Annotated in this window: 28 protein-coding genes; 18 read left to right on the forward strand and 10 right to left on the reverse strand. The window is 47.7% G+C overall.

Going from position 1 to position 23,182, the window contains the following annotated elements; translation table 11 throughout:
- Nucleotides 1–40: 40 nt before the first annotated feature.
- From MK185_10550 to MK185_10565, 4 genes are all read right to left on the reverse strand, one after another.
- On the reverse strand, nucleotides 41–925 hold the full coding sequence (locus MK185_10550) for an alpha/beta hydrolase (GenBank protein ID MCH2041061.1): 885 nt from the start codon (nucleotides 923–925) through the stop codon (nucleotides 41–43).
- Between the two features lie 128 nt (nucleotides 926–1,053).
- Nucleotides 1,054–1,851 carry a transporter gene (locus MK185_10555; protein ID MCH2041062.1) on the reverse strand — a complete coding sequence of 266 codons (798 nt, stop codon included), beginning with the start codon at nucleotides 1,849–1,851 and terminating at the stop codon, nucleotides 1,054–1,056.
- A 114-nt stretch (nucleotides 1,852–1,965) separates the two neighbouring features.
- On the reverse strand, nucleotides 1,966–3,108 hold the full coding sequence (locus MK185_10560) for a DUF1214 domain-containing protein (GenBank protein ID MCH2041063.1): 1,143 nt from the start codon (nucleotides 3,106–3,108) through the stop codon (nucleotides 1,966–1,968).
- A 51-nt stretch (nucleotides 3,109–3,159) separates the two neighbouring features.
- Nucleotides 3,160–4,128 carry a transporter gene (locus MK185_10565; GenBank protein MCH2041064.1) on the reverse strand — a complete coding sequence of 323 codons (969 nt, stop codon included), beginning with the start codon at nucleotides 4,126–4,128 and terminating at the stop codon, nucleotides 3,160–3,162.
- A 701-nt stretch (nucleotides 4,129–4,829) separates the two neighbouring features.
- Between MK185_10565 and MK185_10570 the strand changes: the two genes are divergently transcribed.
- A complete protein-coding gene (locus MK185_10570) occupies nucleotides 4,830–5,663 on the forward strand; it encodes a hypothetical protein (protein ID MCH2041065.1) in 834 nt (277 codons plus the stop codon).
- On the opposite strand, the gene MK185_10575 is transcribed toward MK185_10570, so the two are convergent.
- Complete coding sequence (locus MK185_10575) at nucleotides 5,644–5,898, reverse strand: DUF2164 domain-containing protein (protein MCH2041066.1); 255 nt, start codon at nucleotides 5,896–5,898, stop codon at nucleotides 5,644–5,646. The two genes, MK185_10570 and MK185_10575, sit on opposite strands and share 20 nt — an antisense overlap.
- Before the next feature lie 207 nt (nucleotides 5,899–6,105).
- On the opposite strand from MK185_10575, the gene MK185_10580 reads away from it, so the two are divergent.
- The 3 genes from MK185_10580 (at nucleotide 6,106) to MK185_10590 (ending at nucleotide 7,550) form a co-directional block, all read left to right on the forward strand.
- Nucleotides 6,106–6,402: a 4a-hydroxytetrahydrobiopterin dehydratase gene (locus tag MK185_10580; GenBank protein ID MCH2041067.1), complete on the forward strand. Its 297-nt coding sequence runs from the start codon at nucleotides 6,106–6,108 to the stop codon at nucleotides 6,400–6,402.
- A 64-nt stretch (nucleotides 6,403–6,466) separates the two neighbouring features.
- On the forward strand, nucleotides 6,467–6,682 hold the full coding sequence (locus MK185_10585; GenBank protein ID MCH2041068.1) for a hypothetical protein: 216 nt from the start codon (nucleotides 6,467–6,469) through the stop codon (nucleotides 6,680–6,682).
- A 34-nt stretch (nucleotides 6,683–6,716) separates the two neighbouring features.
- The gene (locus MK185_10590) at nucleotides 6,717–7,550 is read left to right on the forward strand and encodes an AraC family transcriptional regulator (protein MCH2041069.1); all 834 of its coding nucleotides are present in this window, start codon (nucleotides 6,717–6,719) and stop codon (nucleotides 7,548–7,550) included.
- A gap of 10 nt (nucleotides 7,551–7,560) precedes the next feature.
- Here MK185_10590 and MK185_10595 read toward each other — a convergent pair whose 3' ends face one another.
- The 3 genes from MK185_10595 to MK185_10605 form a co-directional block, all read right to left on the reverse strand.
- A complete protein-coding gene (locus MK185_10595; GenBank protein ID MCH2041070.1) occupies nucleotides 7,561–8,142 on the reverse strand; it encodes a LysE family translocator in 582 nt (193 codons plus the stop codon).
- A 77-nt stretch (nucleotides 8,143–8,219) separates the two neighbouring features.
- On the reverse strand, nucleotides 8,220–10,130 hold the full coding sequence (locus tag MK185_10600; protein MCH2041071.1) for an MFS transporter: 1,911 nt from the start codon (nucleotides 10,128–10,130) through the stop codon (nucleotides 8,220–8,222).
- Between the two features lie 27 nt (nucleotides 10,131–10,157).
- Nucleotides 10,158–10,814: a TetR/AcrR family transcriptional regulator gene (locus MK185_10605; protein ID MCH2041072.1), complete on the reverse strand. Its 657-nt coding sequence runs from the start codon at nucleotides 10,812–10,814 to the stop codon at nucleotides 10,158–10,160.
- 163 nt (nucleotides 10,815–10,977) lie between these two features.
- On the opposite strand from MK185_10605, the gene MK185_10610 reads away from it, so the two are divergent.
- The 8 genes from MK185_10610 (at nucleotide 10,978) to MK185_10645 (ending at nucleotide 15,496) form a co-directional block, all read left to right on the forward strand.
- Nucleotides 10,978–11,160 (forward strand): hypothetical protein, encoded by a 183-nt coding sequence (locus MK185_10610; GenBank protein ID MCH2041073.1) that lies wholly within the window; start codon nucleotides 10,978–10,980, stop codon nucleotides 11,158–11,160.
- A 17-nt stretch (nucleotides 11,161–11,177) separates the two neighbouring features.
- Nucleotides 11,178–12,206, forward strand: a complete 1,029-nt coding sequence (locus tag MK185_10615) for a DUF2157 domain-containing protein (protein ID MCH2041074.1) — start codon at nucleotides 11,178–11,180, stop codon at nucleotides 12,204–12,206.
- Nucleotides 12,207–12,289: 83 nt separating this feature from the next.
- Complete coding sequence (locus tag MK185_10620) at nucleotides 12,290–12,643, forward strand: HopJ type III effector protein (GenBank protein MCH2041075.1); 354 nt, start codon at nucleotides 12,290–12,292, stop codon at nucleotides 12,641–12,643.
- 4 nt (nucleotides 12,644–12,647) lie between these two features.
- Complete coding sequence (gene minC, locus MK185_10625) at nucleotides 12,648–13,361, forward strand: septum site-determining protein MinC (protein ID MCH2041076.1); 714 nt, start codon at nucleotides 12,648–12,650, stop codon at nucleotides 13,359–13,361.
- A gap of 71 nt (nucleotides 13,362–13,432) precedes the next feature.
- Nucleotides 13,433–14,239: a septum site-determining protein MinD gene (gene minD / locus MK185_10630; protein MCH2041077.1), complete on the forward strand. Its 807-nt coding sequence runs from the start codon at nucleotides 13,433–13,435 to the stop codon at nucleotides 14,237–14,239.
- Nucleotides 14,240–14,250: 11 nt separating this feature from the next.
- The gene (gene minE / locus MK185_10635) at nucleotides 14,251–14,505 is read left to right on the forward strand and encodes a cell division topological specificity factor MinE (GenBank protein MCH2041078.1); all 255 of its coding nucleotides are present in this window, start codon (nucleotides 14,251–14,253) and stop codon (nucleotides 14,503–14,505) included.
- Between the two features lie 20 nt (nucleotides 14,506–14,525).
- Nucleotides 14,526–15,041, forward strand: a complete 516-nt coding sequence (locus tag MK185_10640; GenBank protein MCH2041079.1) for a paraquat-inducible protein A — start codon at nucleotides 14,526–14,528, stop codon at nucleotides 15,039–15,041.
- A gap of 128 nt (nucleotides 15,042–15,169) precedes the next feature.
- Nucleotides 15,170–15,496, forward strand: coding sequence for a peptidylprolyl isomerase (locus MK185_10645; GenBank protein MCH2041080.1), 327 nt, complete (start codon nucleotides 15,170–15,172; stop codon nucleotides 15,494–15,496).
- 17 nt (nucleotides 15,497–15,513) lie between these two features.
- Here MK185_10645 and MK185_10650 read toward each other — a convergent pair whose 3' ends face one another.
- Nucleotides 15,514–15,915, reverse strand: coding sequence for a hypothetical protein (locus tag MK185_10650; GenBank protein ID MCH2041081.1), 402 nt, complete (start codon nucleotides 15,913–15,915; stop codon nucleotides 15,514–15,516).
- A 234-nt stretch (nucleotides 15,916–16,149) separates the two neighbouring features.
- Here MK185_10650 and MK185_10655 point away from each other — a divergent pair, with 234 nt between their 5' ends.
- The 5 genes from MK185_10655 (at nucleotide 16,150) to ybaK (ending at nucleotide 20,040) form a co-directional block, all read left to right on the forward strand.
- A complete protein-coding gene (locus MK185_10655) occupies nucleotides 16,150–18,021 on the forward strand; it encodes a methyl-accepting chemotaxis protein (protein ID MCH2041082.1) in 1,872 nt (623 codons plus the stop codon).
- A 222-nt stretch (nucleotides 18,022–18,243) separates the two neighbouring features.
- Nucleotides 18,244–18,552: a DUF1244 domain-containing protein gene (locus tag MK185_10660; GenBank protein MCH2041083.1), complete on the forward strand. Its 309-nt coding sequence runs from the start codon at nucleotides 18,244–18,246 to the stop codon at nucleotides 18,550–18,552.
- 78 nt (nucleotides 18,553–18,630) lie between these two features.
- Nucleotides 18,631–19,317 (forward strand): SIMPL domain-containing protein, encoded by a 687-nt coding sequence (locus MK185_10665; GenBank protein ID MCH2041084.1) that lies wholly within the window; start codon nucleotides 18,631–18,633, stop codon nucleotides 19,315–19,317.
- Nucleotides 19,318–19,560, forward strand: coding sequence for a DUF1653 domain-containing protein (locus MK185_10670; protein MCH2041085.1), 243 nt, complete (start codon nucleotides 19,318–19,320; stop codon nucleotides 19,558–19,560).
- Nucleotides 19,561–19,563: 3 nt separating this feature from the next.
- On the forward strand, nucleotides 19,564–20,040 hold the full coding sequence (gene ybaK / locus MK185_10675; GenBank protein MCH2041086.1) for a Cys-tRNA(Pro) deacylase: 477 nt from the start codon (nucleotides 19,564–19,566) through the stop codon (nucleotides 20,038–20,040).
- Nucleotides 20,041–20,115: 75 nt separating this feature from the next.
- Here the strand turns inward: ybaK and MK185_10680 are convergent, their stop codons facing one another.
- Entirely contained in the window at nucleotides 20,116–21,474 is a 1,359-nt protein-coding gene (locus tag MK185_10680; protein ID MCH2041087.1) for a methylamine utilization protein MauG, read from the reverse strand.
- A 201-nt stretch (nucleotides 21,475–21,675) separates the two neighbouring features.
- Between MK185_10680 and MK185_10685 the strand changes: the two genes are divergently transcribed.
- The gene (locus tag MK185_10685) at nucleotides 21,676–23,175 is read left to right on the forward strand and encodes a hypothetical protein (GenBank protein ID MCH2041088.1); all 1,500 of its coding nucleotides are present in this window, start codon (nucleotides 21,676–21,678) and stop codon (nucleotides 23,173–23,175) included.
- Nucleotides 23,176–23,182 lie beyond the last annotated feature (7 nt).

Raw genomic sequence — 23,182 nt, forward strand, 5'->3', positions numbered from 1 at the left:
AATTGTTACCGGGGTTAGCGCCCCGGTTAGGTAAGCCGATTCAAAGCTCAGTGAGAAATGCTTCCAGCATTTGGTTGAATTCGCTGGGGTACTCCCAAAACATGAGATGCCGCCCTTTTGAAGACAGCTTTGCCGACGGTGTATTTTTGTCGCGCCATTGCCTGACGATGTTCGCCCACTCATCCCTGACGATGTAATAGAGCGGTAACTTTCCTTCCAGGTTTATTAACGTTTCTTCATAGTTTGCATAAGACGCTGTTTCGTTGGTCAGTGCGGCAACGAAAGGGGGAGTTTGCATTGCAATATCGACAATCTCATTCAGTTTCTCGGTTGACTGATTTTCTAACATCCATGAGGCAAATTGCCGATAAAACGCGCGTGGTTTACTGAGTACGGCTAATGTTGTGGTTCGTCTTACCGATTGGCTATCGACGCTATCAATCCATGCCCACGAATTTTTCACGGTATCGAGCATCGTTGTGGGTGTTCCATCCAGTACAACAACCGCTTTGACATTGTCTGTGTCGTATTGAGAAATGTACGAAAGCATATCCAAAGTACCAAAAGACCACCCTACCAGTACCACATTGTTGAGATTCAATTTATCAATAAACTGGGCCAGATCTTTCCCTCGCTGATGGTAGCTATAGCCGCTGTTCGGCTTCGATGAGCGACCCTGCCCCCTCGGGTCGTAGGCGAATACTTTAAATTTCTTCGAATCTTCAAAATAGCTGAGCTGATACTTGAATACCTGACTCGACATACTCCAGCCAGGAATAAAGATGATTGCTTGCGGGCCTGAACCTTGTTGCTGATAGTAGATTGTCAGTGATTCATCGATGGTTACATACTTCCCGTCAGTTTCCATTGAATAGGAACTGGAAAAATACAATACCAGTACAATAAAAATGAACGATTTATTCATAATACGGCCTCATAAAGACTCTTTCACCTTGTAGAATACAACCTGACCGGCAGGGTACTTTTCCGGTCAGGAAACGCCCTGTCACAGAGTGTCATCTCCAGACAGTGGTTGATGCGTTCGCGGTGTTGCTATTTGGGTAATATAATATTTATCGTCGCTATCAGACCCCAACCTTCGGGTCCCGAGGATGGACCTTCGGCCCAATACCGTAACCCGCCACCGAGGCTGACCGGCAATTTCCCGAAGCGAAATAATTTGCTGGCTGAGAATTTAATCGGTATGGACCATTCCTCATTGATATCGTCGTACGTTGCTTCGGAATTCATGCTGAGAGAGATAGAACTCGGCGTCCGGTAACTAATAAACGGTTGGGTTAACGTTGTTTTAATTGGCGTGTCACTGTTGACATCGCGAATGGAATTAACAAGCGCGCCATAAGTCCAGGATTTACCCTTCTGTCTCAGAGCAACGGCAGTCAGTCCGGCGCCCGGTTCACCTAAACCAGTAAAGTCATTATTTGACGTAGGCACAATAAAGACCGGACCGGCACCCCATATCCAACCGGAGTCACCGACGGTTTTCGGAGAAATAAAGAAGCTTTGTACGGTGTCGCCTAAACCCGTCTCAGAACTGCTACCAGGAACCACGTCTGTCAGAGACACTATCGGCAATACTGTTCGAGAAATAACATTCCAGTTCTCACTGATCGAAAACGGAATGACTGGTTTGATGGTCATGACCGTTCGTTCGCCTTCATCATCGCTTCCCAGATTACTGTCATAGGTAAAATCCACCGGTAACTGGATAAGGTTTGAGATGGGATTGGCCAGCTTTCTGGATATAGCCTGATCTTCGGTTTCAGCGGCTATTGGTAGTGATATTATTGTTCCGATACTTAAGATAAATGCATAAATTAATTTCATCATTCGACCCTCATGCAACTGTCTGGATTCCAAGTAGTACGTATTTGTCTGGGAATCAAAAAGGGGGAGATTCCCCCTCTCAACTACTTGGTTGTTATGGTCTGTTAATCTGCTGATCTACTTAACTTTCTTCAGCAGAGGGACCAAGCGATAGCCATCTTTTAAGACACGGTCTGAAGGGCCATAGTGTCGTGCCGTAAAGCTGAATACTCCAGTACCGTTTTCAATTGGAATGAAATTAGGATATTCCGGACCACAGCCCATACTAATGGTGTAAGTGCCATCTTTATTAGGCTTCGCCTGATAAGAGTTGGCATTGGCAATGTCATTAAACATAAAGCCAGCTTTGTTATACACGGTGATCGACCAGAAATGTTTGTTCTTTGGGTCTTCAAAGTTCAGTTGGTAACACCCTTTGGTTGGGAAGTTAGGTGATGTTTCATAAATATTATCCTTTGCCAGGGCACCGCCCCAACCTATCGCTGCTGCGACCTGGTTCTTCATGGGATCGTAATATCCTCTTGATTCATCAGTCGGTGAAGAGAACAGCGTGGTTGATAATTTAAGAGGTCCTTCTTTTTTGATTAGCTTCATCACATCGGCTTTTAACTGATTTTCGACCCGATAAAACGACGTTTTCTCCATCGGCTGAGTGTAAAAAGGTTTGTCACTACCAGCGTTGATCGTAATTTGTTTCTGATACTGCTGAGCCTGCTCGGATGAAAAGTTGGCATCCAGACGAATGAGAACAATCAGGTGATCACCAGTATGAGTCGCTAACTCGTATGTACCGGGGCCGTACGACATGGGTTGGGGACGGTGATCTTCTGTTACAGGCTGCATCGTCATATAGGTGCCTTCAGGTACACTGGGCATTGTGATTGTTGCACCTTTGGATACATTAACAACGGCCTTTGAATAATAGGCATCGCGGTTCATTCGTACCACCGGCTGGTCATCGGTGGGTGCTAATACCGTAATATGGGAAAACTTGTTAACACCAACTTCAGCTTGTGTTTCGAGTATCTGACGAGCGGTTTCCGCCCGTGGGTAGAGCGCCTTCGTTACAGTAACGCCATTCTTTGAGAAAAATTTATCAATGTTATCTGTCATTTCAGGTTCAGCGGCATGCGTAACAGACGCTAAGCCGAGCAGGCCGGTAATGATCAGGATGCAGGTACTTACGGTAGAAAATCTCATATCATGCTTCATATTTCTTTCCTTCTTCGTCGTGGTATGGGTCTCGGTAATTTCACCCAAACCCCGTTACGTTGAATGTTGGTCGTTATATGTATTAACTGATATCGGCACTCAAAGTTGTGTGTACACCAGCGTCAAACGAGAAAACTCGCCATCTAAACCATCGTCATTTCTTTCTACTGTTTTTCCATAACTTAATTTCAGTCCCAGCGACCGGGAAAATTGAATGCCTATGGTTGCCCCCATATTCAACGATTGCTGCTCATCATCTCCATACGTTCCATCCGTCTTCGTTTCTCCACCATACGAATATATGCCGTCAACAGATGCCCATATTCCAGGATTGAAGTTATGCGTAATGTGCGTCTCTAATTTATAAAGAGGTTCCTGACTGACTTTATCCGCGCCAAAAGGATCATCATTGTCACCAAAAAAGGTGACGCTTGGCAGCAGATCAATGGTGGTTAATTGCGGGTCTAAGAAACTTTCACCAAAGCCAAATGTAATCGGTGATCCCAATTGCAGTGAATACCGGTTTGCCCCTAAATTGGCGGATTTTTTTTCATCGTATTCACCCGTTGGCAGGGTCACTCTTGCGAGTCCACCTACGGCAAATGTCGGTTTGTATTTGGCGTAGGTTGCTTTCGTCAGCGGTGGTAGATTGTATAAACCTGTTGAAAGTAAAATCTGCGTATCGCCCAAACCCTCAGACTTGGTCTTTTTCTTAAAGTTGGGTGCGTTTGGTAACGTGATGGTGGATGTCAGCTCACCGGTCGGCTGAACCAACGTGAACGACACATAACGGTCGTTGATATCCATGGTTCGCGAATACTGAGCGATCAATAAATCCACGTCCACATCCAGATCGGGGTTAACAATCCCCGAGTTCAGCACTGAATTACCCTCTGTATGCATTCCAAAAACAGTGAACACATTCGTGTTAACTGGTGGTGGTAAATAAGCGCGAGGGCCGTCTCCAATATCTGAAAGCGTCACGTTGCTGTAAAGCGCCAATAAGCTACAGCTCATAATCAATTTTCCTACAGGCACCATTCGATTATTCAGAAGGGATAACGTCATAATCTTGTCCACCTTTTTTGTTTGAATGACCATGCAAAATTACACGTTTGGTCGCGTTGTGATTCGCCGCAGAACGAGATCAGCTTTCCTGAAGCCATCACTGTTCTCTTCGATACATCGGTTTCTTTCTTGTCTTAGAAAAAACTGATACATGACTGATCAGCAAACCCTGTACCAACACCCGCACAGCCGATTTATCGAGCTTTCTGTTATTTAACTCGACTTATTTTTTGCAAAATGCAGTTGCATTATCGTTTTGCAAATACGATTTCCGAAAATGCTTGCTCTTGCTGCGCTGTTGAAACAACTGACGTAGCGATCAAACAGACAACACGGTTAAACAGTGAGACGTCTCTTCTTTATAGTCGCGAGTGAGCTGCCTGACATATGACACCATCTCTATGCAGACAGCAGGTGGCTCGGCTCTTGCCATAAAAACGAAATAACCAAATAACCATAAACATATATAAAATGGCATCACGCCCCGAAGCAATCTCGCCCGAACAAGGTTTCGTTACAGAAGGTTTCAGCCTTACAGAAACCGATGGGTACCTTTCAGGCATGCACGACAGGTAGTTTGATTCAACCAGATCTGCTCAAACCTCGTTCCTGTTCTAGACTGAAGGTATTTTCATCTCTGAGGGCTCGCCATGCCTGAACGACACAATCCACTTTGTACGTCATGGTCTTCAGGGTTACTGATGCTGCTACTTTCCTTATCCAGTCAGGCACTGGAAGTTCGGGTCAGTGACTCTCGCGAGAACAACTTCTATATGGATGCACTGGTATGGGTACTGGATAAGTCTGGAGTCGATTACCAGCTGATCCATACTGATCACCCGATCTCTACCCAGCGTCGTAAAGTGAACCTGTTACTGAACAACGAAATTGATGTGATTTACGCTGGCACGACCAACGAACTTGAGAGCCAGTTATCGCCAATCAGAGTACCAATAACCCGTGGCTACATCGGTAACCGCTTGCTACTGATTAATAAACAGCTGCAATCCGATTATGATGCTGTATCAACGCTTGACCAGCTGAAACAACACACCGCTGCGCTTGGCTTCGGCTGGCCCGAAGTCGAGATTTTCCGTGCCGCTGGGTTAAGTCTGAATGAGCGTATTTATGATGAAATTTTTGTCGCTTTGAACGAGGGCAGTCGGTACTATTTTTCCCGTGGTTTGCTGGAAGTTTACCCGGAACTATCCGGTAAACGGCAGTCGTTGAAGAACATCACAATTGAAAATCATCTGATGTTAAAGTACAAGTCAGCGGTTTTCTTCTTTGTACACCCGAACAACAAAGCACTGAAAGCCGCGATTGAGCAAGGTTTTCAACGAGCTTACGAAGACGATAGTTATCTGGAGTTTTTCTATAACCATCCTTACATCAAAGCATCGTTAGCCAAGTCGGACCGCCAGCAACGCACCGTGATAAGCATCGACAATCCCTTCTTTCCCGAGGCGTCAGACAATATCCCTGAAAAGTATTGGCACACCAATGAACCCTCGGTTAACGCACAAACTCCGTAGGTTTTTCAAGTTCGTATATCACGTCGGTAATGGTTTCCATACGTTCTTGCATGGCAAACTGAGCATCTGCCAGACCGCGGTTATAATAGTAAGCGCCCAGTTCTTCACTGATAAAATCCAGTAAAAACTGAGCCTGGAATTGACCCAATTCCTGATCCATTTCTTCATTGAAGTACATTTGCAGTTTCTTACCCAGGATTTCTTTTTCTTCCCTTGAAAACTGAATATCAGACATAAGCCAGTTTCTCCATAATTAATGCCGCCTGATCGTCACAACCAAACGGTGTTGAGCAGTGTATAGAATACGCCATACCGTGAACCTGCACTGCTGTCACTGACAAGCGCTTTGAGTGTGCATCAGGTATGGTATTCTGACATCGGTTGTAGGAACAGTCAGACCGATTGAAACCTGATTTGCTGAACTAACCAAGAGACTAAAACTATGAGCCAGATTCTCAGTTCTGAACAGATAAATAGCGCCATTTCTGACCTCAACCAACTCGCCGCACCAAACTGGGAGTTGGTGGATGGCAAGCTTTGTTGCCAACTCAAATTTCAAGATTTTATTCATGCGTTTGGTTTTATGAGCCAAGTCGCCATCATCGCAGAAACACTGAATCATCACCCGGAATGGTCCAACGTTTACAACACAGTCAACATTCATCTGGTGACTCATGATGCCGGCGGCATCACAGCAAAAGACACAGAATTAGCAGGACGTATTTCTCAACTGCTATGACCGGTGCATCCCCTCTCCGATCCGATTATACTGACAGAAAAATCCGCTATCACTGAGGTTTCAGATGTTGTTCTTCCCAAACCAACAAGAACTTGATTGTATTAATGACGAGGGCAAAATCGTTGGAAAAATTAAGTTTAATGGTGCCGAAGATAAGCATGTTTTTTGTCAGTATGACGATACCCTGATGTTGTCGGAAGCAGAAAGCACCAATATCAAAGAGCGTCTGATTGGTCTGGATTCTGGTAAGTACGACATCCCGATGCAGGATGACGACTGACGTCTCGCCCCTCCACTGAGGAGAACCTTCTACCATGAGTCAGTCGTTGTTTTGGCGTAATCCGGATATACCGCAGGTAGAGTTGCGCCGCGTGGAAGACGGTCGTAAAGTCAATTATGCCCCCCACAGCCACCAGCAATGGTCAATCGGAGCGATCACCAGCGGTGTTGCCCGTTATCTCTATCGCCAGGATAGTTATGCCATTGCCGAACAAGATCTGGTGATGATGAACCCAGACTGGGTTCACAGCTGTAATCCGGTTGAGAATCAGCCCTGGGCTTATTGGATGATGTATGTGGATACGGAATGGCTGACGCAATTAAGCTTCGAAGCTGGTTTGCTGCAACAACCTCAGTGGCAACCGATTTCACGGGCAATGATTCGGCCACAGGATAGCAGCCATGATTGGTACCAGGATTACTGTCGCGTTGCTGAGGCCTTCGTTGACGACAACAGCGATCTGCTGGAAAAGCAATCTCTGCTAATCGATTTTTTATTATCACTGATGAGCTGGCTGAGGGATGTGCCCGAGTTGCAACGGCCAGATTCTTTGCCGCCACAAGCGTTAACTCAGGTGGCGACACTATTGGAGCAAAATCTCAATGAGACGCCTCAGTTGTCGCAATTAATGAACCTGGCAAATTGCAGCGAAGGCCATTTAATCCGCAGTTTCAAACAACACTTCGGCCTGACACCTCACGCCTATTTAATTAATCGCCGTATTCAGCACAGTCAAAAGCTGTTAAAACAAGGAATGGATATTGTCGACGTTGCTCAGCAACTGGCTTTCTCAGACCAGGCTCATTTCCAGCGCACCTTTAAACGATTAACCGCCACCACACCTGGACAGTATCTTAAAAACAGCTAGCCTGCTGGTGTTAAGTCAATGATGCCAATGCGCTGATAAGCAGTAACAGTGATAACACACGATTAAAATATTTAATCCGTCCAGGCTGTTGCAACCAGCGACGAAAGTAAGCTCCAGCCAATACCCAACAGGTCAGGGATAACCAGCATATCGGGCCATAAAGCAGCGTAAATAACCAAAACTCCTGCTGAGTTTTTGCGTAGGCACTGAGGCCAGCAGCAGAGGCCAACCACGCTTTTGGGTTAAGCCATTGCATGAGAAATCCGGTCCAGAAACCAGGAGCAGCAGAGTCATCCGTATGCATAACATCACCACTGAAAAATAATACCCAGCTGAGGTACAGCAAAAAACCAACACCAGCCCAGCGCAACCACTGATACAACAACGGCCATTGCTCAAATAACGAACTCAGCCCCAGTCCGACCAGAACAAACAACAGGAGAAAGCCAATCGTCGCACCAGACACGAAGATCAATCCAAAGCGCAGAGGATAACGACCGCCGCAGCTTAACCCCACCAGATTGACGGGTCCGGGAGAGATGGAAGCCGCCAGTGCAAAGGCGGACATCGAAAAGATAAGAGAAAATGACATACTGCCAACGACCTGTAGTAACTATGAGTAGCTGGCAGTGTGTCGTGATAACGCAGGGCTGTATTGAATAAAACTGATCAGCTCTCTTTCGCTGCGTCTGGCTCCGTTGGATTGGTTTCATTCAATAATTGAAGGACACGTTCACGTAAATCATCTGCTTTTACGCTTTCCGGCTCAACAGCCGTTGTTGCAGTTAACGTCACTTTTGACCAGAAACGACGTGGTTTCGTGGTTAACGCATGACCATCTTTATGAGAGAAGAAGCTGCCCCATAAACCTTCCAGCGCCATTGGAATCACGGGTACCGGTGTTTCTTGAATAATCCGCTCGATGCCTTTTTTAAACTCATCCACTTCGCCGTCTTTGGTGAGTTTGCCTTCGGGGAAGATACACACTAACTCGCCACGATCTAATTCCTCTTTAATACGGTTAAACGCAGTTTCATACATCTGTGAATCCGCCCTGGGAGAACAAATCGGAATGGTCTTGGCCAATTTAAAGAACGTCGTTAAGCCCTTCATTTGAGCAATATTTTTATCCATCACAAAACGAATCGGGCGCTGATAGGTGCCGGCAATTAACAGTGCATCCACATAGCTGACGTGATTGCACACCAATACTGCCGGGCCATCAGTGGGAATATTATCCAGCCCTTTGTGACTCACACGGTACATGGTATGGCTGAGGATCCAGATGCAAAAGCGTAGAAAAAATTCAGGAACCTGAGAATAAACATACACTGCCACTACAAGATTCATAATGGCCAATACCAGAAAATAGTCACCAATCGACATATCCAGTACCGCCAGCAGTAAAATACCCACACCGGCACTGACCACCATAAATAAGGCATTTAATACGTTATTCGCAGCTATGATCTGAGCGCGATTTTTATCGTCGCTGCGTTGCTGAATCAGTGCCTGCAGCGGAACCACAAATAAACCACCAAAAGCACTGACCAGAGCAATATCCAGCATCAATCGCCAGTTCGCGGCATTACCAATAAAGGCCATCGCCGTCATACCTTCGACCACATGAATCTGGTCTATAGCAAACCATAAATCGATACCAAATACGCTCATTCCGATTGAGCCAATAGGCACGATACCCAGCTCAACTTTATGGCCCGACAGTCTTTCACACAGCAGCGAGCCGGCGGCAACCCCCAGAGAAAACAGTGTCAGTAATACAGTCACTAACTGGGTCGAGCCACCAAGGTACTCTTTCGAGAAGTTTGGAAACTGAGTTAAATAGCTGGCACCTATAAACCAGAACCAGCTGATGGCCACAATCGATAAATACACCGCACGATTTTCACGCGCCTGACGAATGGTATTCACCAACTCAGTAAACGGATTCCAATTAATGTTTAATTCCGGATCATTAGCTGTAGCCGTTGGAATAAAGCGACTGGTGATTAATCCGAGAATGGCGAAACCAACAATACCTGCAGCAATCCACTGGGGACTGTTCTCGAAGTCGAATAATAAACCCGCGCTAATGGTACCGGCGAGGATGGCAATAAAGGTACCCATTTCCACCAGCGCATTGCCACCCACCAATTCATCTTGTTTCAGGTGTTGCGGCAACAATGCAAACTTCACCGGGCCGAAAATGGCTGATTGCAAACCCATTAAAAACAGCAACGCCATCAAACCCCAGACGTTCCCGGCCAGAATTGACACCGCAGCCAGCGACATAATTACCAGCTCTAGTGCCTTGGTCCAACGAATCAGTTGCGACTTTTCCATCTTGTCGGCAATTTGTCCGGCCACCGGAGAAAACAGAAAAAATGGCAGAATAAAAATACCCGCGGCCAGGTTCGTCAATAGCGCACTGTCTTCATTGCTGGCAATGCCACCAAAGGCAATCATCAGCAATAAGGCATTTTTATACAGATTATCGTTAAACGCGCCCAATGCCTGGGTTAGAAAATACGGTAAAAAACGGCGTTTCGATAACAGCGAAAACTGACTGTGTTCACTCATAAAGGGTTCCTTTTTACTGTGTCCTTGTTAAACATCCACCTGGTTCGACCAGGCCATAACGTAGTTACGAATTAACGATTCAACCATAGCACCGGCATCCGTCAGGCTATCCGCGAATAATTTATCATCCAGCGACAAACTGCATACGCCGTGGACCGATGCCCAGATGGTGCGTGCCGCTTGCTGCACCGCAGCAACATCGGTCTGTGGCGCAACCTCAGTCAATGCCTGTTCAACCGTGCGGAACAGGCCATCAATTCTTTGTTGCTGCCAGTCTGGCACTTCTTCGTCTTCTGGCAATCTGTGCTCGAACAACAACTGCCACAGATACCGATTCTGCTCGGCAAACTGCAGGTAACTCTGACCATAGGCGAGTAGCCGGGTTAAGGGTTGCTGGTCGTTTTTATGCGGTTTATTGCCAGTCTGCTTATGATCATTCTTTTCAGAATCTGACTTGAGCGTCAGCCGCGCCGACAGGCTATCTAATGTCGCCGCATTGACACTGAGCAACAGCTGATCGTAGCTGCCAAACACATTAATCAGCGTGCCTGGCGAATAACCAATGCGCCGAGCCAGTTTGCGCAGGCTCATATTACCCAGTGGCTGTTCTGCCAGATGCTGCTGCAGTGCTGCAATCGCCAATGCCTGAATCTGCTCGTGGGTGTGGTCTTTTCTGCGTGCCATATCGTTTGATTTATAAGAAGCGGGTTATTGAATGCAGACAGTATAGTGAACGGCGTTTAAAATTCTAGCTTTATTTTGAACACTGTTTATAATAATTCCGAATTGAGTCGTTGTAGCCCAACAAACTTCGCCATGGCGAACATCAGAAACACGAGGTATTCACATGAGATTGAACAGCGTAAAAGCACAGCACCGATATAACCTTGTTCCGCGTATTCGTCGCTATAGCCTGGGGCTGGGTTCGTTGGCTATTGTGTGCGCAAGCGGCAGTCAGTTGGCGCTGGCGTTATTAGCGAGCCTATATTGTCTGCGTAGGATGCGTGCTTTCCGCAGTATCATGAGCTAACCAGCAAGGAGGCTGTTATGAAGATCACCCGTCAACAGTTAACCAATGCCGCCAGCGCGAATATCATTTCGATGCAACAGGCGGATGACCTTTATCGGTTCCTGCAAACACAGGACCCAAACAACGCACGCTTCAGTTTTACCCATGTGCTGTATTACCTCGGAGGCCTTGTCGCCATTGGTGCGATGACCTTATTTATGAATCTGGGATGGGAGACCTTTGGGGGTGCGGGCATTGTATGTATCTCGTTACTTTATGCCGCGGTAGGATTGTTATTCAGCCAGAAGTTTGCTGCCCGAAACCTGCATATCCCGGCCGCTATCTGCGCCACCTTTGTCGTTTGCTTAACGCCAATGGCGATCTACGGCATACAACAATGGCTCGGTATCTGGCCAGACGACAGTGTATATCGTGACTATCACAGATACGTGCAATGGCACTGGCTGTATATGGAGCTGGGCACCCTGGTGGTGGGGTGTGCCATCGCCTGGCACTATAAATACCCGTTCCTGATGATGCCAATAGCCGTGACGCTCTGGTATATGAGTATGGATATCACTGCGATGTTAACCGGTGGTGACTATGACTGGGAACTGCGCAAACTGGTATCGATGCACAGCGGCCTGCTGATGATCGGCTTAGCTTTCTGGGTTGATATCCGTTCACGTCACCGTGCTGATTATGCGTTCTGGATGTATATCTTCGGCGTACTGGCTTTCTGGGGTGGTTTGTCGTTGCAACATTCAGACAGCGAGTTATCAAGATTGCTGTATTTCGGTATTAATTTGCTGATGATTTTCACCGGAGTATTGATCGTTCGTCGCGTATTTGTCGTATTGGGTGCCATTGGTAGCTGTATTTACCTGGGTCATCTGGCATCAACCGTGTTCCGCGACAGCTGGTTGTTCCCGGTTTCACTGACAGCCATTGGTTTGGGCATTATTTATCTCGGTGTGTTGTGGCAAAAATATGAACACTCTATCGCAATCCGTGCTCAACAGTTTCTGCCAAACTCTGTGCAGGAATTATTAGCCAACCGGAACTGACAACCCGGATTAGCAATGGTAGCCTTGGCTACCTTTTTTATCCGACGGGTAGCCGTCATTATCTGACCTATTGAGCATTATCGATGAGTGACTTCCAACACGCTAAAGAGAACTTCCTGCAACAGCTGAACAGCGACCAACACGTATTTGCTGACACACTGGCATTTATTGAGACCTGGTTCGATTTTACCCCGTCGGCGTTCAACAACGGTTCTGTAGCAAACTCTGTTGAGCAGAATCAGGGCAGCTGTAAGGTTTTCTCGTTGGCACACTTACTGGAACTGACTCAGGAGCAGGCGTTGCGTTGTTTCGGTGAACACTACCGTGATGTGGTTGCCACTCCGGATGTGGATAATCACCATAACCTGCGTCGTTTGTTAAAAGAAGGCCTGACTGACATCAGCTTCGACCAATTCCCTCTGACTCAGAAAGCCTGACCTCATGAGCAACAGCACGGATGTGAAGCTGAAAGCCGGGCTGGTACCACTGACGACGTTAACCTTCAGTGGTGCCAATCTGGATGAAGTCAAAAAACAGTTGGCGAAGAAAAAGGCGGAAGCGCCCGCCCTGTTTAATAACCTGCCCTGTGTACTCGATCTCAGCGGTCTGGAAGCGGTCGATCTGGCCGCTCTGAAAGATATTTGTCGTAATTCCGGTTTGTTAGCCGTGGCCGTAAAAAACTGTCCCAGCGTGTTATTGCCACAACTCAGCGCTTTGCAGTTAGCCGATCTGGGCCGAGGACAAACCAAACAAGCCCCGGCAACGCCGCAAAATACTGTAAAAAATCAAAGCATTGCTGAAGATAAACCACAACGTGCGGTTAAGGTACACAGCGCAAACGTACGTTCCGGACAGCAGCTTTATTTCGACGGCGATCTGTTTATCCTGGGAATGGTCAGCGCCGGGGCGGAAGTGATTGCCACCGGAGACATTCATATCTACGGCGCCTTGCGTGGTCGCGCCTTAGCTGGCGCCAAAGGCGATGAAGCGGCTGTGATCAGCGCTCAGCAATTCGAGGCAGAGCTGGTCGCCGTCGCCGGGCAATACAAGCTGTTTGAAGACCAGCACGAGCAACACAAGCAAGCCGTGGTCATTCAACTCACTCAAAATGCTGTCGACGACAGTGCTCACTTGAACATCATGGGTGTTTCATAAATACTGCTGGCAGTATTTGAATTCAGTGAATCGCGCCGCGGTCCACGACACTAATAAAGGAAGTTCACGCCTTGGCTAAAATTATCGTTGTTACCTCCGGTAAAGGCGGAGTTGGGAAAACCACTTCCAGTGCAGCCATCTCAGCTGCACTGGCGATGAAGGGAAACAAAACCGTCGTGATCGACTTCGATGTGGGCTTGCGCAACCTGGATCTGGTTATGGGTTGTGAGCGCCGTGTGGTTTACGACTTTGTTAATGTGGTTCAGGGTGAAGCCAGCCTCAAACAAGCGCTGATTAAAGACAAACGTCTGGAAAATCTGTTTGTTCTGCCAGCCTCGCAAACCCGTGATAAAGATGCGCTGACCATCGAAGGCGTGGAAAAAGTGTTGGCTGATCTGGCTGAAGACTTCGACTACATCATCTGTGATTCTCCGGCGGGTATTGAACACGGTGCGCAAATGGCGCTCTACTTCGCTCAGGAAGCCATCATCGTCACTAACCCGGAAGTTTCGTCGGTACGAGACTCTGACCGTATCATCGGTATCCTGCAAAGCAAGTCACGCATGGCAGAACAAGGCAAGAGTGTTAAAGAACATTTGCTTCTGACTCGCTATAACCCGGAACGGGTTGAGCGCGGTGAAATGCTGTCGGTAGAGGATGTGGAAGAAATTCTCGCAATTCCGTTGCTCGGTGTCATTCCGGAATCAGAAGCCGTGCTAAAAGCATCGAATCAGGGCGTTCCGGTCACCCATGATGAAGACAGCGATGCGGGCCAGGCCTATGACGATGCCGTTGCCCGATATCTCGGTGAAGATCGTCCCCATCGTTTTCTTGAGAAGCAGAAAAAAGGCTTCCTGAAACGTGTCTTCGGCGGCTAAGGAGAGCAGCTATGAGTTTGATGGATATGTTTCGTAAGGAACAAAAAACCTCAGCCAGCGTCGCGAAAGAACGCTTGCGCGTGTTGGTAGCCCACGACCGTTTACGTAACAATGGCCCGGATTATTTGCCGCAATTGCAGCAGGAGATTCTGGCGGTAATACGCAAATACGTTGCGATTGAAGAGCAAGACGTTAACGTGCAATTGGAACAACAGGGGCAGACCTCCGTTCTGGAACTGAACGTTACCCTGCCCGACGATCAATAACCTCAGAACGCCATTCATACATGAATACGCTTATTGCCAGCTGGACTCAGAAATCCTGGGTTCAGCGTTTTGGTCTGCTACTGGCCATCATCAGTTACGGTTTACTCTATCCCGGCGTGATGGAACCCATCATGACTCTCAGCGCTTCGGTTAGTTTATTTGGTTTAAAAACCCAGATGTTCCACGAAACCCGCTCCATTTGGGAAACTGTCGAAACCCTGCACAGCCTGGGTTACACCGCAGTCGCCATTGCAATTGTCACCTTCAGCGTGGTGATTCCGATCGGCAAAGCGCTGATGATTATGTTCACCTGGTTAAAACCATCCCCCGGGCGATGGCGTTTCGTTGCTGCAATCAGCAAATGGTCGATGGCGGATGTTTTTGTTGTTGCCATTCTGGTGGCCTTTTTTACTGCAAAAGCCACTGCCGAACTAGAGGCGGAATTGCTGGTTGGCTTCTACTGGTTCAGCGCCTTCTGTTTACTGTCGATCTTATCTGGCCAATTGCTGGCACATCAGCCTTCAACAGATAAATAGCGCAATCCGGATGGTATTATTTTTGAAGCGACAACAGGATGTTGCGGTGGCTGGTAATAAGTTCGTACGGGAAGCGTGAAACGAATCTTCTGCTAAGCTTGGTTCAGTTTTGTCTACTTAAAAAGCTTATGACTTCCAACACCACTGTTGCTCTGCATCATATTTTACTGAAAAGCCCATTGCTGGCGGGCGATATCATTAAGGAACTCGAACTGGGTGCTGACTTCGCCGATCTGGCGAGAGAATATTCAGCCTGCCCCTCCGCGAATAACGAAGGTTTCGCGGGTTACCACAATCTGGATACTCTGCCGACCGGCATCGTAACAGCATTAAGCGCCTGGGATGGAGAAACACCCTACACGCAATCCGTAAAGACACCGTTTGGTCTGCATATCCTGAAACCGGTAAGCAAACTGGAGCGCCAGGTGATTACCGATGAAGGTGCAGACGAGTAATTCGATGGCGATGATCTTCACGCACCAGAATTGGCATCGTGGGAATCGAGAAATATTACCAGTGCCTCACGCGCACTGCGGGCAACGTAACTTCCTGCTGGTTGAATCGAGCGTACCAACATTTCGACGCGCTGATTCGCCAGGCTAATCAACACATGCTTGCCGTCTTCTGTTGAACCTTCCTGTTCAACCATCAGCTCTCCTCCATCGTTCATAATGAACACGCCCAACTCAATCATCCGCCCCATTTCATCGTATTCGATGCCGTCGTATTGGTTGTCTGCATCGAGTTCGATTGCGCCAGGGGCGTGTAATTGACACTCAATAATAAAAAAACAACGCGGTGCTGAGAGGAAATCGCGCGCCTGTTCATACACGATCAAGCTGCAGTCGGTATCGCTCCCGCCATCGATTAACATTATATTTTCTGAGGTTAATTCAGAGGAAGGGACTGTGAATTTTGGTACTTTAGTTAACATTGAAACCCTTTCAGAGATCATGATGTGGCTGAAAATGATAAAAAATTGTTAAAAATAGCTATTTTACGCCATTGAAAGCTCATTCAATCTTCTAATGCAGAGAAAAGAGGAAATCTATATCTATACTGCACTGAACAATCAAAAGTAACGACCAAAATCCTGATGGGGGTAGTCATGAAGTTTGCCCATAAAATTGTCATCGCATCCAGTGTGATTCTTGCAATTTCTTTAATCGCGTTATCACTCAATCAATATTTCAATGTAAAACACCAGATTGATCGGCAGGTCAGTGATAGCGTAGATGAAATCGTCACAGCGATGTCCATGAATATTCAGGAAGTGATGGAGACCAAAGCGGATCTTACCGATTATTCGGTGTCACAATTAGGTGGCAATTTCAGCGATAAACATTTTCGTGAGGTATTCAGCCAACCAATTATTAAAAAACACTTTTTATTAGCCGGTTTGGGCCGGGAATCCGATGGCTCTTTTATCGGCAATGATCCGAACTGGAACCCATCGAATTACGATCCGCGTAGACGCATGTGGTATCAGGAGGCCAAAAAACAGAGAAAACTGTTATTCACAGCTCCTTATGCTGATGCAGCAACCGGAGAGATTCTGATTTCAACGGCCATGCCAGTCTATGAGAGTGGTCAATTCTACGGTGCTATTTTCACTGACGTCAGCCTCAAGAGCCTGGCCGAGATCAGTAACCGCGCCAACTTGTTCGGTGCCGGTTACGCTTTTATTGTCAGTGCAGACGGTAATTTTATCGCCCACCCGGAAGCCAGATACAATGGTAAACCCATGGCTGAAGTGTTCGGCAAACAGCTGAATACCAACAGCGCAGAAACCGTAGCTATCGAACTGAATGGCCAGAAAACCTGGATAAAATTTAATGCCATCGATGGCCTGGGCTGGCATCTGGGTGTTGCTCTTAATGATGAGATTGTTTACGCATCCAGCCACAGCCTGCGTAACGACGCCATTATTTATTCCTTAATCGCCATTACTATCGCCATCGTTGTTCTGGGTGGCATTATTAACAAATTAATGCATCCGCTGCGCGAGCTCAACGATGCTATGCGCGATGCAGCGACCGGCGAAGGAGACTTAACCCGTCGCCTCAAGACCGACTCTGATGTTGAATTTGCCAGTCTGGCGAGGAACTTTAATACCTTTGCCGGGAAACTGCAGGATATGATCCGGCGAGTTAAAGAAATTGGCGACAATATTAACGACAGCACCGCGCAAGTCGCCGCCGGTGCTGCTGAGTCCGCATCAGCAATGACGCAGCAAAGCGAGGAAGTCGAACATCTGGCGACCGCCATGACAGAAATGGCATCGACCGCCTCAGAAGTCGCGTCCAATGCTCAAAGTGCTGCCGAAGCGGTGCAAACCGCAGATAATGCAGTCGGCCGCGGGGTTGAAGCGGCGAGTCATACCGTCGAATCCATCACCAGTTTATCGCAACAAATCGAGGAAGCGGTCAGCAAGGTGCAGGAACTGGAACAGGACACTGCCAGTATTGAATCCATTCTTGGCGTCATCAATGAAATAGCCGGGCAAACCAATCTGCTGGCTCTGAATGCCGCGATTGAAGCTGCTCGTGCCGGTGAGTCGGGACGGGGTTTTGCGGTGGTAGCCGACGAGGTTCGCAGCCTTGCAGCCCGGACCCAGGATTCCACCTCCGAAATTCGTGACAAGATTGAAAAACTCCAGGGTGGTGTTGCCGCCGTTGTCAGTGTTATGGACCAAAGTAAGAACACCACCAATGACACCGTTAAACGGGTAGAAGTGGCGAATCACACCAACAACGAAGTCCGCGAGAGTATTCGTAAGATCACGGATATGAATCTGCAAATTGCCAGTGCTGCCGAAGAACAAAGTCTGGTTGCTGAAGAAATGAATCGTAATACGTCGAACATCAGCAGCCTGTCACAGCTGGTAAAAGAAAGTGCCGCAACGGCTGCCAGTTCGATGGAGCGTCAGGTTGTCGAAGTGCGCGAACATGACCGTCTGCTCAACCAGTTTGTTGTGTAGTGATTACGTTCAGCAGCTCATCCCCGAGCTGCTTTTCTGACCACACCGGGGTGTTTCCCCGGTGACTTGTCTACCCTCCACACTGCACTGCTATTTGAGTTCATTGAGCTCGTGTCGCAAGACTGATAAATCAGAGTTTTTCGCCGTCTTTACGCATTATGACTGACCTGCGCAATGGTTTTTTATATAGTGGCGACAGTGACAACGACATTGGAATTCGCCATGAGCATTGAGAAACTCACCCCTGAACAGCAGCAAGCCATCGAAGCCGCGACCTTTCGCCGCTTATTGCAACATCTCGACGAGCGCAAAGACGCACAGAATATCGACCTGATGAATCTCGCTGGTTTCTGTCGTAATTGTTTAGCCAAGTGGTACAAAGCAGCTGCTGAACAAGAAAATGTTGAGGTTGACTACGATCAGGCGCGTGAACGGGTATACGGCATGCCGTACAGCGAGTGGAAAGAAAAACATCAGCAAGCCGCAACGCCAGAGCAACTGGCCAAATTCGAACAGCAAAACAGTAAATAAAACCGGTTTACTTTTTAACACCCGATGCCCACATCGGTTTCATATACAACATTAAAAAGAAATTCGACGGAGCTGTGTATGCGTTATTTTATTTTATGTTTCACCCTATTGTTCAACACCCTCGTACTGGCTGACGACGACCACCGCTTTATTCAGGTTAGCGGTAACGGCAGCATCCGCGCCATGCCTGATTACCTGCAGTTGAATCTCAGCATTGAAGCAACAGCCAAGGACCTGAAGGCCGCCAAAGAAACTGTCGATAATGCAATGAAGAGTTTGCTGCAAATCACAACGTCTTTGAATATTGCGGAAGCGGATATTGATGCTGCACAAATCAGGAACCATCCGCAGTATGAATGGCGTAATAATAATCGCGAGTATCGCGGAGAACAGGTTGATCGCAGTGTCACCATCACTTTACGAAACAAGGAATCTTATACCGATCTGAGCCATCAGCTGCTCAATATCAGCGCCGTACGTATTCACGGTAGTCAACTGAAATTTAATGACCGTCAGGCATTACAAAATCAAGCATTTGCTAATGCGGTTGAAGCTGCGCGCAAGAAGGCCGCCATCATGGCCAAGGCCAGTGATAACGCCCTGGGTAACGTATTATCCATTCAGGAACAAGGCGCGCACGCCCCCCAACCGGTTTATGCCATGGCACGTATGGAGAAAATGTCGATGGACTCAGAGCCTGCGCCAATGCTTATTCAGGAACAAACCATCGATGCCGCTGTCGTTATACGCTACGAGTTAAAATAAATGTCTCAGTTAAACACCACGCCAGCCACGATTATTCCCGGACGTTACCGCCACTATAAAGGTATGGAATACCAGGTCATTGGCCTGGTGAAACACTCTGAAACAGACGAAACACTCGTGCTGTACAAAATGCTGTACGGTGATTTCAGCAGCTGGGTTCGTCCATATTCGATGTTCGTTGAGACCATCGAAATTAAGGGTGAGATCAAACCGCGTTTCGAATTGATAGAGGCGGATAGCTGATTTATGACGCCTGCTATTAACGCCATGAAAAAGGCAAAAATCAGCTTTGTATTGCATGAATATCAGCACAATCCAAACAGCTCGTCGTACGGAGAGGAAGCCGCCGAAGCACTTGGTCTCAATCCAGCTCAGGTGTTCAAAACCCTGTTGGTAAGCCTGACGGGACACCGCAGCGCCTTGGCGGTTGCTGTAATTCCCGTCAGCCATCAGCTCAGTCTGAAAGCCATCGCAAAAGCAGTAGGTGCTAAAAAAGCAGAAATGGCCGACCCCAAAATGGCCGAAAGAACCACTGGTTATCTTGTCGGAGGGATCAGCCCGATTGGGCAAAAGAAAGCTCTGCCGACGGTAATAGATAACAGTGCCGAGGCTCAGGCTCATATTAATATCAGTGCCGGTAAGCGCGGATTAGAGATTGAACTGTCTCCACAGGACCTGGCAAAGCTGAGCCGCGCTCAGTTTGCCAGTATTGTCGCGATATGAATTGTCGTTTTTTAATGGTCAACAAAGAAGGCCGGCTGTTGTAACAACCTTAAACGACGTTCTACACGGCCAACATCAAATACCACACTCACTAACTTTTTGCTGATCAAGCAGCGCTTCATAGCGCTTATCGGTTAATGTCATAAAGAAACATTCAAATGCTTTAATCCGTCTTGGTGTAAGGACAACGTCGTTACCACTCAGCAATTCATGCTCAATATTGCGATTAACCTCAGGTACTCTAAATGCCTGACCCGTTTCCGGATTTACCACGGTATTTTCCAGCTGCGGATCATTTTGCTGACGTGCACGAATTTTGGCGTGTTCGTAGAAATTCAACACGGCCTCCAATGTATCGAAAACACCGTTGTGCATATAAGGCGCCGTAATCGCCACATTTCTCATCGTTGGAACTTTGAACTTGCCTTCGTTCTCTGCTTTCTCAGCTTGCGGTAGCATACGATTCAGCGCCAGACCCAAATCAACAAAATCCTCCGCCACTCCGTTTACAGCACGCAGATCGGTATTTTCCGGCACACCAATATTGTGATACTCGAAGCTGGTGAAAGTCTCGCCTCTGTCAGAGTTCGAATTGCGCAACTGATGACATGCAGCACACGTAAAATCCGATGAGAAAAATAGTGTTTTTCCTGTTGCTGCCAAGCTGTCAGGCTCGTAGAAATACTCCCCTTTCAAAGACTGATCGTATTTGGAATCAAACGGATAAAATGTGTCTGCGCTCTTCTTCTCAAACTCCCCAATCGCATTGGCCATTGCATCATAGGCCGTCTCAACTTCATCAAACACATCATCGCCATACAACGCCTTGAACGAATTGATGTAATGCTGATTTTCCTGCAGACGTGCCACTGTCGAGGCTTTATCCGCCATTCCCATCTCTGCCGGATTCGTTGGTGGGCCACCTGCCTGAGCGGCCAGATCAATTGCACGACCATCCCAGAATTGTCCACCGAGATAACCCTCATAAGCACCGATACCACTGGTCCTCTGACTGGGTGCACGTTGTCGTGACCCTTTTCTGAAGTCCGAGCTAAATGCCGCATAGGCCGCTGTTGGAGCATTTCGGTCACCAATCGAGGTACCGTTAGCGCCAACAGAGGCCGGAGGGAAATGTTGATTCAGACTGCTGATGTTACAACGATCATCGACAAACCCTTTCTCAGGATTATGGCAACTGGCACACGACTGGCTTCGGTTGAAGGATAGATTGGTGTCAAAGTAAAGTGCCTCCCCCAGCATCTGTTCGCTGTTTGCTGTACTGCTCAATACCAAACCTGCTGGCGATGTGCCTGAATCGTCACAGGCCAACGGAGACGCCGATGGTTGATCATTACTGCCATTGTCTTTGTCGCTACCGCATGCCACCAGCAACAAACTCGCGCTGACAAGCAGTGAAGGGATCAGGTACTTCATTAAGTTGGACCAGAATATATTAACCCTACAATTTTACTCGTTATTATCTACTGCGACTAGGTGCGACATGCAATTGAGACCTATATACATACAAAAACCTAGTTGCTAATCATTCTTATTTGCTTTAATGTGCGCATCATCAAAACCCAGATAATCGCCATGGCTATTATCTGCTCCATGATTCAACACAGGAACACGATCATGAAACTGACAAAGTTAGCCGCATGCATTGCAGCGTCCACTCTGTTGATCGCTTGCGGTAGCGACGACAAGAGCAACGATAAACCTCAGGATACTTTCAAAATTCCTGCGCAAGTAACTGCAGCTAAAGATTCAATCAGCATCAACGTTGCCAACGTTAAGAAGCTGGTAGATACCAATGCGAACATCGCTCTGGCAGCTTATGAAGATTCGGTTACAACCGCTAAAGCACTGAAAACCGCTCTGGCAGCTCTGAAAGCAACGCCAACAGCTGATACGCTGAAAGCCGCTAAGCAGGCTTGGTTAGTAGCGCGTGAACCATACGGTCAGACCGAAGTTTACCGTTTCCGTAACAGTCCAATCGACTCGACTGACTACAGCAGCGAAGACGGTCCTGAAGGCGATATTAATGCATGGCCGCTGGGTGAAGCTCTGATCGACTACGTTAAAGTCAATACCTCTGATTTTGGCGATGACCAGGTCGGCGTCATTGCAAACCAGGCAGGCGTAAACGGCAACGGTGCTCTGACTGCGGATCAAGCGGCAGCAGACCAGAACAACAACATTATTGGTAACGCCAACATCGCCATTAATGCTGACCTGCTGGGTAACACTGCCACAGCTGATGACGAGCACGATGTTATTGCCGGTTACCACGCGATCGAATTTTTGCTGTGGGGTCAGGATCTGAACATCACCGATCAGTCTGCAACTGACGGTACTGACCGGGATAAAGCAGTGAACACCGGTACTATGGGTGGTCAGCGTCCGGTTTCTGATTTCGTTTCAGCTCAAGCGGGTGACAAAGCCGATCGTCGCCATCAATACCTGGAGGTTGCAGTCGACAAACTGATTGCAGATCTGGAACAGGTTCGTGATGGCTGGAAAGAAGGGGCGGCTTACCGCACCGCATTCACCACCGTGACTACCGAAGCCGAAGCGAAACAACGTTTAGAAGAAATTCTTACAGGCATGGGTACTCTGTCTGAAGGTGAGCTGGGTGGCGAGCGTATGCAGATCGCTTACGCTGGTAACTCTCAGGAAGATGAACATTCTTGCTTCTCTGATAACACTCACCGTGATGTGGTTCTGAACGCACTGGGTGTCGCTAACAGCTATTACGGCGACTATGCGGGCTACGATAGCACGCTGAATGGTACCGCTGACGCGACCACCAATGCTGTTAATGGTTACGGCTTCGATGACTATCTCGCTGATGCTGATAACGCGGCAATGGCAACTGGCATTAAAGCGTTCTTCGATCTGACACAAACCAGCTACAACAAAGTTGATGCAGCGGCTCGTGATGGCAAGCCTTTCGATGTTCTGATCATGCCAGCTAACCGCAACGCAACCAACCCAGTTAGTGAGACGATTAAGTCTCTGAATGCGCAAGCAACTCAGCTGCAGAATCTGGCGACTGGTCTTGGCTTAGGTGATGTTGTGGAGGATGATGCATCCGCTTGTGATACCCAAAACCCAGATACCGTTTGCCCATAAGCAACAC

The sequence above is a fragment of the Saccharospirillaceae bacterium genome (assembly GCA_022448365.1).
Classification (GTDB): domain Bacteria; phylum Pseudomonadota; class Gammaproteobacteria; order Pseudomonadales; family Oceanobacteraceae; genus Bacterioplanoides.

Bases quoted from the DNA above. Each gene is read 5' to 3' on its own strand.
- MK185_10685 (MCH2041088.1), top strand. From the start codon at position 21,676: ATGAAACTGACAAAGTTAGCCGCATGCATTGCAGCGTCCACTCTGTTG.
- MK185_10565 (MCH2041064.1), bottom strand. From the start codon at position 4,128: ATGACGTTATCCCTTCTGAATAATCGAATGGTGCCTGTAGGAAAATTG.
- MK185_10650 (MCH2041081.1), bottom strand. From the start codon at position 15,915: ATGTTAATCGATGGCGGGAGCGATACCGACTGCAGCTTGATCGTGTAT.
- MK185_10585 (MCH2041068.1), top strand. From the start codon at position 6,467: ATGTTGTTCTTCCCAAACCAACAAGAACTTGATTGTATTAATGACGAG.
- MK185_10640 (MCH2041079.1), top strand. From the start codon at position 14,526: ATGAATACGCTTATTGCCAGCTGGACTCAGAAATCCTGGGTTCAGCGT.
- MK185_10615 (MCH2041074.1), top strand. From the start codon at position 11,178: ATGAAGATCACCCGTCAACAGTTAACCAATGCCGCCAGCGCGAATATC.
- MK185_10580 (MCH2041067.1), top strand. From the start codon at position 6,106: ATGAGCCAGATTCTCAGTTCTGAACAGATAAATAGCGCCATTTCTGAC.
- minC (MCH2041076.1), top strand. From the start codon at position 12,648: ATGAGCAACAGCACGGATGTGAAGCTGAAAGCCGGGCTGGTACCACTG.
- MK185_10600 (MCH2041071.1), bottom strand. From the start codon at position 10,130: ATGAGTGAACACAGTCAGTTTTCGCTGTTATCGAAACGCCGTTTTTTA.
- MK185_10550 (MCH2041061.1), bottom strand. From the start codon at position 925: ATGAATAAATCGTTCATTTTTATTGTACTGGTATTGTATTTTTCCAGT.
- MK185_10555 (MCH2041062.1), bottom strand. From the start codon at position 1,851: ATGATGAAATTAATTTATGCATTTATCTTAAGTATCGGAACAATAATA.
- MK185_10575 (MCH2041066.1), bottom strand. From the start codon at position 5,898: ATGTCTGATATTCAGTTTTCAAGGGAAGAAAAAGAAATCCTGGGTAAG.
- ybaK (MCH2041086.1), top strand. From the start codon at position 19,564: ATGACGCCTGCTATTAACGCCATGAAAAAGGCAAAAATCAGCTTTGTA.
- MK185_10645 (MCH2041080.1), top strand. From the start codon at position 15,170: ATGACTTCCAACACCACTGTTGCTCTGCATCATATTTTACTGAAAAGC.
- MK185_10660 (MCH2041083.1), top strand. From the start codon at position 18,244: ATGAGCATTGAGAAACTCACCCCTGAACAGCAGCAAGCCATCGAAGCC.
- MK185_10590 (MCH2041069.1), top strand. From the start codon at position 6,717: ATGAGTCAGTCGTTGTTTTGGCGTAATCCGGATATACCGCAGGTAGAG.
- MK185_10570 (MCH2041065.1), top strand. From the start codon at position 4,830: ATGCTGCTACTTTCCTTATCCAGTCAGGCACTGGAAGTTCGGGTCAGT.
- MK185_10665 (MCH2041084.1), top strand. From the start codon at position 18,631: ATGCGTTATTTTATTTTATGTTTCACCCTATTGTTCAACACCCTCGTA.
- minE (MCH2041078.1), top strand. From the start codon at position 14,251: ATGAGTTTGATGGATATGTTTCGTAAGGAACAAAAAACCTCAGCCAGC.
- MK185_10680 (MCH2041087.1), bottom strand. From the start codon at position 21,474: ATGAAGTACCTGATCCCTTCACTGCTTGTCAGCGCGAGTTTGTTGCTG.
- MK185_10595 (MCH2041070.1), bottom strand. From the start codon at position 8,142: ATGTCATTTTCTCTTATCTTTTCGATGTCCGCCTTTGCACTGGCGGCT.
- MK185_10620 (MCH2041075.1), top strand. From the start codon at position 12,290: ATGAGTGACTTCCAACACGCTAAAGAGAACTTCCTGCAACAGCTGAAC.
- MK185_10655 (MCH2041082.1), top strand. From the start codon at position 16,150: ATGAAGTTTGCCCATAAAATTGTCATCGCATCCAGTGTGATTCTTGCA.
- MK185_10605 (MCH2041072.1), bottom strand. From the start codon at position 10,814: ATGGCACGCAGAAAAGACCACACCCACGAGCAGATTCAGGCATTGGCG.
- MK185_10610 (MCH2041073.1), top strand. From the start codon at position 10,978: ATGAGATTGAACAGCGTAAAAGCACAGCACCGATATAACCTTGTTCCG.
- MK185_10670 (MCH2041085.1), top strand. From the start codon at position 19,318: ATGTCTCAGTTAAACACCACGCCAGCCACGATTATTCCCGGACGTTAC.